Source organism: Micromonospora humida (assembly GCF_016901255.1).
Lineage (GTDB): Bacteria > Actinomycetota > Actinomycetes > Mycobacteriales > Micromonosporaceae > Micromonospora > Micromonospora wenchangensis.
The window spans coordinates 105,466-117,184 of the sequence record NZ_JAFEUC010000006.1 but is presented as its reverse complement, the minus strand read 5'-3'; the positions used below and the strand labels follow the sequence as shown (position 1 = coordinate 117,184).

10 protein-coding genes, 2 tRNA genes and 1 pseudogene are annotated in these 11,719 nt (G+C 73.7%); 8 read left to right on the top strand and 5 right to left on the bottom strand.

The annotated features are described in order from the left end of the window. Positions 1–359 precede the first annotated feature (359 nt). From JQX11_RS13905 to JQX11_RS13890, 5 genes are all read left to right on the top strand, one after another. Positions 360–533, top strand: a complete 174-nt coding sequence (locus JQX11_RS13905) for a hypothetical protein (protein WP_204925399.1) — start codon at positions 360–362, stop codon at positions 531–533. A gap of 407 nt (positions 534–940) precedes the next feature. Beyond that, a tRNA-Ser gene (locus JQX11_RS13900) sits at positions 941–1,031 on the top strand. 35 nt (positions 1,032–1,066) lie between these two features. Beyond that, positions 1,067–1,139, top strand: a tRNA-Arg gene (locus tag JQX11_RS13895). A gap of 219 nt (positions 1,140–1,358) precedes the next feature. Then, positions 1,359–1,493: a hypothetical protein gene (locus JQX11_RS33420; RefSeq protein ID WP_307826179.1), complete on the top strand. Its 135-nt coding sequence runs from the start codon at positions 1,359–1,361 to the stop codon at positions 1,491–1,493. Positions 1,494–1,518: 25 nt separating this feature from the next. Then, complete coding sequence (locus JQX11_RS13890) at positions 1,519–1,716, top strand: hypothetical protein (protein ID WP_204925398.1); 198 nt, start codon at positions 1,519–1,521, stop codon at positions 1,714–1,716. Here the strand turns inward: JQX11_RS13890 and hppD are convergent. The 4 genes and pseudogenes from hppD to JQX11_RS13875 all read right to left on the bottom strand — a co-directional run bounded on the left by hppD (position 1,672) and on the right by JQX11_RS13875 (position 5,940). Next, the gene (gene hppD, locus JQX11_RS32445; RefSeq protein ID WP_232377890.1) at positions 1,672–2,865 is read right to left on the bottom strand and encodes a 4-hydroxyphenylpyruvate dioxygenase; all 1,194 of its coding nucleotides are present in this window, start codon (positions 2,863–2,865) and stop codon (positions 1,672–1,674) included. The two genes, JQX11_RS13890 and hppD, sit on opposite strands and share 45 nt — an antisense overlap. Before the next feature lie 306 nt (positions 2,866–3,171). Further along, positions 3,172–3,996 (bottom strand): annotated as a pseudogene (locus JQX11_RS32440) (prenyltransferase); the annotation flags it as partial. Positions 3,997–4,301: 305 nt separating this feature from the next. Continuing rightward, positions 4,302–4,475, bottom strand: a complete 174-nt coding sequence (locus JQX11_RS13880) for a putative ATP-grasp target RiPP (protein ID WP_204925396.1) — start codon at positions 4,473–4,475, stop codon at positions 4,302–4,304. A gap of 184 nt (positions 4,476–4,659) precedes the next feature. Continuing rightward, entirely contained in the window at positions 4,660–5,940 is a 1,281-nt protein-coding gene (locus JQX11_RS13875) for an alpha/beta fold hydrolase (RefSeq protein WP_204925395.1), read from the bottom strand. A gap of 119 nt (positions 5,941–6,059) precedes the next feature. Here JQX11_RS13875 and JQX11_RS13870 point away from each other — a divergent pair, with 119 nt between their 5' ends. Together JQX11_RS13870 and JQX11_RS13865 are read left to right on the top strand one after the other, a co-directional pair. After that, positions 6,060–8,294 carry a sensor histidine kinase gene (locus tag JQX11_RS13870; RefSeq protein WP_204925394.1) on the top strand — a complete coding sequence of 745 codons (2,235 nt, stop codon included), beginning with the start codon at positions 6,060–6,062 and terminating at the stop codon, positions 8,292–8,294. Beyond that, positions 8,291–9,085 (top strand): response regulator, encoded by a 795-nt coding sequence (locus tag JQX11_RS13865; RefSeq protein ID WP_204925393.1) that lies wholly within the window; start codon positions 8,291–8,293, stop codon positions 9,083–9,085. Before JQX11_RS13870 ends, JQX11_RS13865 begins: the two co-directional genes overlap by 4 nt. A gap of 58 nt (positions 9,086–9,143) precedes the next feature. On the opposite strand, the gene JQX11_RS13860 is transcribed toward JQX11_RS13865, so the two are convergent. Further along, positions 9,144–9,335, bottom strand: a complete 192-nt coding sequence (locus tag JQX11_RS13860) for a transposase (RefSeq protein WP_204925392.1) — start codon at positions 9,333–9,335, stop codon at positions 9,144–9,146. A gap of 201 nt (positions 9,336–9,536) precedes the next feature. Here JQX11_RS13860 and JQX11_RS13855 point away from each other — a divergent pair, with 201 nt between their 5' ends. Then, entirely contained in the window at positions 9,537–11,624 is a 2,088-nt protein-coding gene (locus JQX11_RS13855) for a copper-translocating P-type ATPase (RefSeq protein ID WP_204925391.1), read from the top strand. Positions 11,625–11,719 lie beyond the last annotated feature (95 nt).

Here is an 11,719-nt window from a genome sequence, read left to right as displayed (position 1 = left end):
CGTCGCCTTTCGCGCGGTCCGCTTCCGGGAAGGGGTGTCCGGTTCTGGTGCCGTGCCCTGCGCCGTCGTTGCCGTGTCCTGCTCCGTCGGCGCGGCCGCTGCCGTCGGTGTGTCCGTTTCCATGGGAGCGGCCGTGACCGCCTGCGACGGACCGGCCGTTTCCGGCGGTGTGTCTGATTCCGGTGGATGGGTTGTTGTTGCTGCCGGTGAGGGTGTTTCCGGTGGTGCGGTCGCGGTGGGGATGGCGGCCTCGTCGGGTGCCAGTTGTCCGGGGGGTGAGTCGGTGGTGCCGGCGACCGCGCCCGTCGCCCGTTTGCGGGGGGTACGCCGCGCGGCCGGCGTCCGCGCGGTGGTGGGCTGTGCTGGTGCTGGTGCTGGTGCTGGTGCTGGTGCGGTGGCGGGCGTCGCCGTGCTGGCGGCGGGTGCCGGTGCGTCGTCCGTGCCGGACGGCGTCGTTGCCGTCGGCGGGTCGTCCGGCGCGCCGGACGGCGAGGCTGCGGGCCGACCCGCGGCCGGACGGCGAGGTCGGGTGACAGCCGCCGGTGGTGGTACGGGTGACTCGGCGGCAGGAGGTTGGAACAGCACAGCCGGCGCCGCCTTCGTCGGGCGGGTCCGCTTCGGCCGGGCCGTCGCGTCATCGTCGGAGGGCTGCGGCTGCCGGGGCGGCGCGGGCGGCGGCGTGAAGGTCGCCTCCGGCGAGCGGCGACGTGCCCGGTCGCTGGAGGGGCGGCGGGGCGGGTCGCTCGGCGGCTGCTCCTGCATGGAACAGGAGCGTAGCCGCGAACGTGACCTCGCACACGCGGGAATACGCCGCGTGGGGCGATGCGGCGGCGCCCCCGGCGCGGCCCCCACCAGGGATTGCCGCCCGTCGGGATAGTCGCTTTGCCCAGGGTGGGGGCGGACCTGTATCCTCGTCCGCGGTGGTCCGCAGGGTCACCGAGGAGACTTCGCCTAGTCTGGTCTATGGCGCCGCACTGCTAATGCGGTTGGGGTCTTAAAGCCCCTCCCGGGTTCGAATCCCGGAGTCTCCGCGCAAAACCGGTTGTGTAGACTGGTCGAGCACCGGGCGCCCGTAGCTCAATGGATAGAGCATCTGACTACGGATCAGAAGGTTAGGGGTTCGAGTCCCTTCGGGCGCACAAGATCATGAGGGGTCTGACCTGCCGATACGGCGGTCAGACCCTTTCTGCTGTCTGGCCTGTGTGGACGGTGGGTGTCACGTGGGTGCGATGTGTGCAGCCCCGGAAGCGGCCTTCTCGTGGGTTCGCTGGGACGTGACCTGCGGCTTTGCGGCCTGCTCGCGCTTCGGCCGGTTTGGAGCACCTGTTTTCGGTTTCGTCGGCGCCGGGGTGCCGGCTTTGGGGCTGCGGTGGGGGCGGTTCTCGCGGGCGCTGGCTTTGATCTTCCGGCGGGTGTGGCGGGCGGCGTTGAGGACCAGTTGGGCGGTGGCGTCGGCGCAGCGGCGCTGGATCTGCGGCAGGACGCTGGTGTAGGTGTCGGCCGTATCACGATGCTGGAGTGCCCGAGGAGGTCCTGCAGGGTCTTCAGGTCGACGCCGGCCTCGTGGGCGAGCGACGCGGCGCCGTGATGTCCGGGCGTGGCCCAATCTCCGCGGCGGTGCTGCTCGTGAGCCAGGTCCGGCGGCTGATCCGGGGCGACGCGCCGTTACGGTCAAAGATTGCCGCGGCTTTCCTGCTCGCGTTCGATGGCCTCTAACAGGGCCTTGAAGTTGCCCTTCCCGAAGCCTGCCGAGCCGTGCCGCTCGATCAGCTCGAAGAACACCGTCGGGCGGTCCTGGACCGGCTTGGTGAAGATCTGCAGCAGGTAGCCGTCCTCGTCCCGGTCGACCAGGATCCGGCGCCGGCGCAGATCCTCGATCGGAACCCGGACGTCGCCGACGCGCGCGCGAAGCTCCGCGTCGTAGTACGAGTCGGGGGTGTCGAGGAACTCGACGCCGGCCGCCGTCATCGCGTCGACGCTCGCGACGATGTCGGGCGTCGCCAGCGCCACGTGCTGGACCCCGGGCCCGCCGTAGAACTGCAGGTACTCGTCGATCTGCGAGCGCTTGCGGGACACGGCCGGCTCGTTGAGCGGGAACTTCACCCGGCGCGTACCGTCGGCGACGACCTTGCTCATCAGCGCCGAGTACTCGGTGGCGATGTCGTCGGCGACGAACTCGGCCATGTTGGTGAAGCCCATGACGCAGCGGTAGAACTCGACCCACTCGTCCATCGCGCCGAGCTCCACGTTGCCGACCACGTGGTCGACGGCCAGGAAGAACTCGCCGGAGGCCGGTGCCTTCGGCGGCGCGCACGCGACGAAGCCCGGCAGGAACGGTCCGGTGTACCGGGAACGGTCGATCAAGGTGTGTCGGGTGTCGCCGTATGCGGCGATCGTGGCCGTGCGCACCGTACCGTGCTCGTCGGTGAGGTCGTGCGGCTCGGCGACCGCCGTGGCACCCCGTTGCGTGGCGTACCAGAAGGCGGTGTCCACGTCCGTCACCTCGATCGCGACGTCCTGGATGCCGTCGCCGTGCTTCGCGTGGTGAGCCGCCCCGTCTGCCTCGGCGTGCACCGCGCCGGCGAGGACGAACCGGGCCGTGCCGCTGACCATCACGTATTCGGCGTAGTCACGGTACCCCTGATGCGGGCCGCGCATCGCGACGCAAGTCATGCCGAACGCGGTGCGGTAGTAGTGGGCCGCCTGTACCGCGTTGCCGACGACGAACCGGAGGTGGTCGAGGTCCTCGACCGGGAAGGGATCGTCAGCGGCGCGCTCGACGGCGCCGATGAGGTCGGCGACCGTACGATCGGCGGTGGCGACCGCCGGCGTGGCTTCCGGCTTTGTTGCGGCCGGGGCCCCCAGCGTTGTCGCGGCTGGCGGGGCCTGCGTCACCGTCGCGGCCTGCGGCGCTCCCGAGGCATGAGCCTGGGCTCGGGCTCGGCTCGCGAGCCACAGGCGGTGGCCGAACAGTGCCGCGTAAGCGGCCAGGACGACGCTCAGCACGGCGATCGACGTGCCGCCGGCCCCGCGCCGGGCGGCGTCGAGGACCATGCCCAGCATCGCCGCCGCGACGATGAGCGACACGTGGTTGGACGCCCAGAACACGACCGGCGTCATCCGGCGCGGGTCGAGATCGCGCATGGCGCCGCCGCGCAGCTGCACGGCGAGCCACCAGGACAGCGGCGCGGTCACCGTCATCAGCGCCCAGACCAGCCACGGAACCCAGCCGGCCAGCGCGAAGGCGGTCAGGGCCAGGTAAGCGACGGGCTGCGCGCCGACGATCACGGTCACCGCGCGGCGGTAGCCGAGGATCACCGGCAAGGTGCGCTTGCCGACCAGTTCGTCGGACTGCCGGTCGCCGAGGTTCATCACCATCATCCGGGCCGCCTGCAGCAGCGCGGTCGGGGCCAGCACGGCCAGCAGGAGCGTTGGTACCCGCCCGGTCTGCAGCGCCACCGCAACCGCGGGCCACAGGCCGTTGAGGATCGCAGCGACCGTGAACTCCCCCGCCGCGCGGTAGTTAAGCCGCAGTGGCGGCGCAGTGTAGAACCAGGCCAGCACGACGGCACCGGTCGCGAGCAGTCGCGTGAGCCAGGTCGGCATGACCGCCACCATCACGATCGACGCGCTCAGCAGCACGAACGCGGTGCCGAGCGCCACCAGCGGTGGCACGAGCCCGTCGACCAAGGCTCGGCTGCCGCCGGTCCAAGGCGTGAAGTAGACGTTCGCCCGGTCGGCCTCTAGGTCGAAGTACTCGTTGCAGTAGTGGGTGGTGACGTGGACGGTCCAGGCGAACACCTGGGCGAGCAAGTACCACTTCACGTCTATCGCATGGCCCTGGTGCACCGCCACGGCCACCCCGAGGCCGACCGGCAGGACGTTGTACAGCAGGAAGCGCAGGCGGGCCAGGCGCACGAAGCCGCGCACGTTGACGCGCGGAGCGATGAATCCGGTCGATGCGGTGGTCAGGCGGTTTCCCGGTACAACACTCATCGGGACCATCTCTACGTAGGCGGACGGTTGCCTGGACCGTACGCCACCGTCGAGGGCCAGCACTATCGGCGACATCAATGTTTTACATTTAGCATTATCGGGATGATTGCGTTAATACAAATGACGCTTATTAATTTGTTGAACCTGCGACGCGGCTCTGCCGGTCGCGAAACCCGTGCTCGGCGAGCACCCGCGGGCGTGAGGTCATCCGGCCAGTCGGTCATCGCCGCACCGTCATCGGCGCCCCGGGCGGAGTGGCCGTCGCCGACCGGCCCGGAACAGGGCGGGCCGGCGACGGCGGCCGATCAGAAGTCGCTGTCGGTGTCGTTCCGGCCCCCGCTGGGGATGTCGTCGATGGTCTTCGACGAACCCCCGACGTCCCGCCTCGGCAGGCCGCCCAGCATTCGGGCGAGCTGCTCGTCGGCCAGTTCCACGCCGCCTGCCGGAATCGTGTCGATCCGCACGGTCTTGCGCCTCATGTCGTACCCCTGTTCACCCTGAGGGAGCGCCCGGCTGCTCGGCCGGACGAACGCCAGTGTGTGGCCGCCGGGAACCGCCTGGGACCAGGGATCTCCCTGGTTCGGGACCCCAGTCTTGGCTGGCCGGGTGTCCGCCGGACGCGCGGCCGGGCCGGCGCTGGAGCGATCGTCGCCGGGGTCCGACTCACGACGGGGGTCGGGCCGAGGTGTAGGCCGGCAGCGGCAGCGGCTCGTCGCGCAGGAACGCGCGGAGCAGCGCGTCGTACGCCTCCCGCTGGCCGGAGGTGATGTCGTGTCCCGTGTGCGGCAGGTAGACCAGGGTCGCCTGCGGCAACGTGCGCCGGTATTCGTACGTTTCCTCCCACGGGACGAAGTCGCACTCGCCGCGCATGATCAGTGCCGGCACCCGGGCCTGCCGGAGCGCGGGCCGCGGATCGGGGATGCGGGCGAAGTCCTCGACCGTCAATTGGTTGACGTAGAAGCCCTGGTGGTTGTCGTGCACCTCGGCGGGTGCCGAACCGGGGCAGCGGGCGGTGTCCTTGCCGAGCACGGCGACGGCGTGCATCAGCGCGTCCGCCTCGTCGTCGCCGACGAGCGCGTGCGCCGCGTTCGGGTTGACGCCCTGCAGGACCGCCTGGGCGACGACCCGGGGCGAGGCGAACAGGTCGTCGCGCTGCCGACGCTGCTCGGCGGTCATCCGGGCCCAGGGGTCGCCGCCTCCGCCGTCCGGGTAGGCGCCCGCCCAGATCGGTCCGGGCGAGGTGAACACGACCCGGGCGACGTGCTGCGGGTGGGCCGCGAGATACTGCGCCGCGAGCGACCCGCCCCACGACTGCCCGACGAGAACGACGCGCTCGGCGCCCAGCTCGACACGGATCGCGTCGAGGTCGGCGACCTGCCGGGCGACGGTGTAGCCGGTGACGTCGGCGAGCCGGGTGGACCGGCCGGCGCCGAGCTGGTCGTAGGCGTAGACCTCGAAGCCGTCGGCAGCGAGCAGGGCACCGACGGCTGGCACCCCCTCCCCCGGGGTGCCGGGGCCGCCGTGCAGGAAGAGCACGGGCGTCGGGCGGGGCGTGCCGGAGGCGGCGGCGTGGACGTACGCGATCCGTGATCCGGTGGGCAGGTCCCAGAACCGGACGCCGGCGGGCGGGGGCGGGGCGGCCGGGTGCGGGCCGGGCCGGAACACGGTCACGGCGGCGAGCCCGGCGACGGCGACGGTGACGGCGGCGGCCAGCGCCGTCGCGGCGCGGCTCCGGCGTCGTACGCCGAGCAGCGCGAACGCGGGCCGGGCGAGGAGCTGGGCGACGGTGCCCAGCAACACGAGCCCTACCGCGCACAGCAGCGGTATCCAGGCGGTGACGAGCGCGGTGGCGACGAAGCCCGCGCCGCCCACGGTCACGGCGGTGGCCACGGCGACCGGCAGCAGCAGGACGCCGATGCTCCGGCGAACAAGGGAACGAACCATGAAGATCATGCTGGCCGGTGCCTGGCGCAGGCGCGTCGTGCCACAGGACGGCTTCCGCGCGCCCCACCCCCGTCTCGCGGCGGGGTCCCGACCGGCCGGGCGGCCCGTACCATCGGGGGATGCGACGCTGGGCCCCTGACCTGGGCGACACCTGGGCTCCCGGTGCCGTGGCGGTGTCGCAGGCGCTGTGGTGGCTCGCCGCCCGGCCGGACCCGCGGCTGGCGCCCGGCGTCTGCGCCGTCGCCGTCGTCGCCGTGGTCGCGCTGCTCTACCGCAGGCGGGTGCCCGGCCCGGCGCTGGCCGGTGCCGCCCTGGCCACCGCGCTGGCCGCCCCCGTCGTCGGGGCCGCCCCGGCCGGCCCGGCCGCGGTGCTGCTGACGGCGTACGCGCTGGTGGTGCACCGCACGGCGGCGGTCTCGGCGGCCGGCGTCGCGGCCGTGGTGGCCGGGTTCGCCGTGACGGCGGCGGCCTCCGGCGCGTCGGCGCGGGCCACCGTCGCGACCGCGCTCGTGCTCGGGGCCGTGGCCGCCGGGGTGTGGGCGGTCGGGCGGTTCCGCCGTCGGGTCCGCGCCGACCGGGCCTCGGCCGAGACCTTCCGGGCGGCCGTGGACGGTTTCGCGCCGCTCGCGGTCGCGCAGGAACGTCGGCGGCTCTCGGCCGAGCTGCACGACGTGGCCGGTCACCGGCTGACCGCGATCCTCGTGTCCGCCGGTGCGGCGCTGCGCCTCGCCGACCCGGTGCTGCGGGAGCGGGCGATCGAACACGCGATCGGCGCCGGGCAGGCGGCGGTCGACGACCTGGACCGGGTGGTGGCGTCGGCGGGGCGGGACGACGAGGTCGGCATCGAGACGGTCGACGAGTTGGTGGCGGGCCACCCGTGGGTGCACTACGAGCGCACCGCGCGGGTCGTCCCGCCGGCGGTCGCGGCCCTGGCGCACCTGATCGTCCGCGAGGCGCTGACCAACCTCATGCGGTACGCGCAGGGCGCGGCGGCGACGGTGCGGATCACCGCCGACCCCGGCGGGTGCACCGTGACGGTGCTCGACGGGGGTGGCAGCCGCGCGGCCGGCGACGTGGGCAGCGGGCTCGGCATCGCCGGGCTCCGCGCCCGGGTCGAGGCGGTCGGCGGCGACCTCGACGCCGGGCCGGCCGGTCCGGGATGGCGGATCCGGGCCCGGCTGCCGTGGCGGCCCGGGGCGGCACCGGGTGCCCCGCCAGGGACCGGAGCGACGCCGCCCGTCCGGGCGACGACGGGAGCGCCGCCGGGCGTCCGGACCTGGGCCGGGGCCGGCGCGGCGGTCCGGGACGGGGCGATGGTCGTCCTCGCGCTCGGGCTGTCCACGGGCACGGTGCTGCTGCCGGGCGGGGACGGCCCCGATCCGCTGGCCGCGCCGATTCCGGCGACGCTGCTGGTCGCGCTGCTGGTGCTGCACGCGCTGCCGTTGGCATGGCGCCGGCTCGCGCCCGGCGCGGCGCTGGTCGCGGCGTTGACGATCCAGGTCGCCTGGCTCGCCGGCACCGCTGCCGGCTGGACCCGGCACGACCCGGCGGAGACGTTCCTGTGGTGCTGGTGGGTCGAGCTGGCGCTGGTGTACGCGGTGGCCGCCTACCGGCCCGCAGCCAGCCTCGGGTTCGCCGCGCCGTTGGCGGTGGCCGCCGTCGGCGGGGTGGCCCTGGGCGCGGGCGCCGACATCACCGGGAACCGTGCCGCGGCCGGTGCGGTGCTGGGCGTCGTACTCGCGATACCGCTGGGCGCCGCCTGGCTCGCCGGCAGGCTGGTGACGACGCGGCGGTCCCGCCGGTCGACCGCCGAGGCCGCCGCACGGGAGACCGTGCGCCGGCACGCCGACAGCGCGGCGCGGGGCGAGCGCGCGCGCATCGTGGACGACCTGCGCGCGAGCGCGCGGCTGCACGCCACCTCGGCGCTCGCCGCGGCCGAGGCGGGCCGGCTGGACGAGGTCGCGGCGCAGGCCCGCGCCGGCCTGGTCGCCCTGCGACGGCTGCTGCACGGGCTGCCCCAGGACCGGCCCGACCCGCCGCCCGCCGTCGCCGCCCTGTCCGACCTGGCGGCGCGCCGCCGGTCGGCGCTGCGGTTCGTCGGCGAGCCACGGTCCCTGCCCGCGCCCCTGGAGGTGGCCGCGCACCGGGCGGGCGCGGCGCTCATCGCCGACGGCGCGGTGGCCACGGTGACGTACGTCGCCGGCGGGATCGGCCTGGAGGTCCGCCGCTGCCCGCCCGTCGGTGCGGAGGTGCTGCGGTCGCTGCGGGATTCGACGGACGCCGCCAGCGGTTCGGTGGCGGTCGACACCGACCGCACCACGGTCCGCGTCTGGTTGCCGGAGGCGCTGCGATGATCCGGGTCATCGTCGCCGACGACGAGGCCACGGTGCGCGCCGGCATCGCCGCGATCCTCGACGCAGAGCCGGACATCGCGGTCGTCGGCCAGGCCCACGACGGTGACTCGGCCGTCGCGCTCGTCGCGTCGACCACTCCCGACATCGCCGTCCTGGACGTACGCATGCCAGCCCGCCGGCCCCCCACCCCGGGTCCGCCGGTTCGGGGGCTCCGCCCGGAGGGCCCGCCCTCGGGCCGGCCGACCTGCGCCGACGGGATCGCGGCGGCCGCCGCGATCGGGCAGCGGCATCCGGCGACCCGGATCGTCATGCTGACGACGTTCGGCCTCGACGAGTACGTGTTCGCGGCGCTACGGGCCGGAGCGGCCGGGTTCCTGCTCAAGGACGCGGAGCCGCAGCGGGTCATCGACGCCGTCCGGGTCGTCGCCGCCGGGGACGCGATGCTCGACCCGGGGGTCACCCACCGGCTCATCGACCGGTTCGCGACCGGGCCCGGGCCCGAGGACGCCGCACGCCTCGGCGGGCTGACCCCCCGCGAGACGCAGGTGCTGCACCAGGTGGCACGCGGGCTGTCCAACGCCGAGATCGCGGCGGTCCTGGGCATCAGCGCGTCGACGGTCAAGGACCACGTGGCGGTCGTCCTGGGCAAGCTGGGCGTGCGCGACCGGGTGCAGGCGACGATCGCGGCGTACGAGGGCGGGCTGATCCGCCCGGGGGTACGCGAGCAGCAGGCCCCGGAATCGTCGGGGCACCACGGGTCTCCACCGTCGAAGGGCCGGCTGCTCGGATGAAGGTCCGGCCGGTCGGCCATGCCGCACCCGGCCCCTACCGCCCCGTCGACTCCCTGAGTCACGCACGAGCGGCCAGGTCGCTGGGCCGGCCACCGTCGCGTTCCTGCCGAAGCCGATCCACCCGGTTGCGCAGCGTCTCGTGATTGACGCCCAACTCCCGACCCACGTCACGGATCGTGCGACCGGAGTCGAGCACCGACGCCGCGGCCTGGCTCCGGAACTCCTCGGGGTACTTGCTCTGCCGAGCCACAGCGGTTTCCTCCTCTTCGGCAGGATGCCAAGTCAGGAGATGTCCGGTCTCAGCGGGTCACTTCACTCGGGGCTGGGTGGTGACTCCTGTCGAGGGGCCGGTCCGAGACCTTCATCGGCCGCGCGGTGAGACCGAGTGAGGCGCGAACCACGCATCAGATACCCCCCGGGGGTATAGGGTGGATGGCGAGGAGGTGACGAGATGTCCCGTCACACGCACCAGCACGGCGATCACTCGGCGGCTGCGGGCCATGAACAGCACGGCGCGCCCGGGCACGGGGGACACGACAAGCACGCCGGGCATGATCCGGAGGCGTTCCGCCGCAAGTTCTGGCTGAGCCTCGTGCTGACTGTGCCCATTGTGGTGACCAGCCACATGGTGATGGACTGGTTCGGCTATCGGGTCGACTTCCCCGGGATGAACCTGGTCGGGCCGGTGCTGGGCACCGTCGTGTTCGGCTATGGCGGCTGGCCGTTCCTCCAGGGAGCCGTGCGGGAGATCCGGGATCGCGCGCCCGGGATGATGCTGCTGATCGCGATGGCGATCACCGTGGCCTACGTGGCCTCGCTGGCCACCGCGCTGGGCGCCTTCGACCTGGACTTCTGGTGGGAACTGGCCGCCCTGGTCACCATCATGCTGCTCGGTCACTGGCAGGAGATGAAGGCCATCGGCCAAGCCCAGGGGGCCCTCGCCGCGCTGGCCGCGCTGCTGCCCGACGACGCCGAACGCGTCGGCGAGGACGGCCAACCGCGGCCGGTGGCGGTCGCGGACCTGCGCGTCGGGGACGTGGTGCTGGTCCGGCCGGGCGGGCGGGTACCGGCCGACGGCCAGGTGGTCGACGGCGGCGCCGAACTCGACGAGTCGATGATCACCGGAGAGTCCCGGCCGGTCGACCGGGGTGTCGGTGACCGGGTCGTGGCCGGAACGGTGGCCACCGACGCGGCGATCCGGGTCCGCGTGAACGCGGTCGGCGAGGACACCGCCCTCGCGGGCATCCAGCGACTGGTCGCGCAGGCGCAGCAGTCCAGCGGGCGGGCGCAGGTGCTCGCCGACCGGTTCGCGGCCTGGCTGTTCTACATCGCCACCGCCACGGCGGCGGTCACCCTCGTCGTCTGGACCGTCGTCGGCAACCTCGGCGAGGCGGTGGTCCGCACCGTCACGGTGCTGGTGATCGCCTGCCCCCACGCCCTCGGTCTGGCCATCCCGCTGGTCATCGCCCTGTCCACCGCCGTGGCGGCCAGGGGTGGGATCCTGGTGAAGGATCGGCTCGCGTTGGAGCGGATGCGTACTGTGGACGCGGTGCTGTTCGACAAGACCGGCACCCTGACCCGCGGCGAACACGCGCTGACCGGCGTCGCGGGCGTCGGCGGCACCGCCGACGACGAGGTCCTCGCGGTCGCGGCCGCGGTCGAGGCCGACAGCGAGCACCCCCTGGCCCGGGCGATCGTGTCCGCCGCCGAGGCACGGCAGCCGGCCCGCCGGGCGTCGGGGTTCCGGTCGTTGACCGGGCGGGGCGTGCGGGCCGAGGTCGACGGCGTCAGCTACGCGGTCGGCGGCCCCGCGATGCTGCGGGAACAGGGCGTGGCAATACCCGAGGAGCTGACCCACCGACAGCGGGAGTGGTCCGACCGGGGAGCCGCGGTGTTGCACCTGCTGCGCCTGGACGGCGACCGGGCCACCGTGGCCGGGGCCCTGGCGTTGGAGGACGAGGTCCGCCCGGAGGCCCGGCAGGCCATCGCCGATCTGCGGGCCCAGGGCGTCCGGAAGATCGTCATGATCACGGGGGACGCGCGGCCGGTCGCCGAGGCGGTTGCCGCAGACCTGGGCTTCCGGGCCGGCGAGGATGAGGTGTACGCGGAGGTGTTGCCCGCCGACAAGGATGACGCCGTGGCCGACCTGCAGCGGCGGGGCCTGCGGGTGGCGATGGTCGGTGACGGGGTCAACGACGCCCCGGCGCTGGCCCGCGCCGACGTGGGTATCGCGATCGGTGCCGGCACCGATGTGGCCATCGAGTCGGCAGGGGTCGTGCTGGCCTCCTCCGATCCGCGTGGGGTGACCGGGGTGATCGCGCTGTCCCGGGCCTCCTACCGCAAGATGATCCAGAACCTGGCCTGGGCCGCTGGCTACAACGTCGTCGCACTTCCCCTCGCGGCGGGCGCGTTGGCGTGGGCCGGGGTGACTCTCAGTCCGGCCGTCGGGGCGGTGCTGATGTCGGCGTCGACGATCGTGGTGGCGCTGAACGCCCAACTGCTGCGCCGCGTGCGTCTGCGCCCGGAAGAGATGACGTGACGAGGTTGGCGTCGCGACCCGGCGGGAGCCCGGTAGCGTGATGACCGTGACCGGTATGTCGGCGGTGGGCTGATGGGTTCACGCATTGCTGTGCG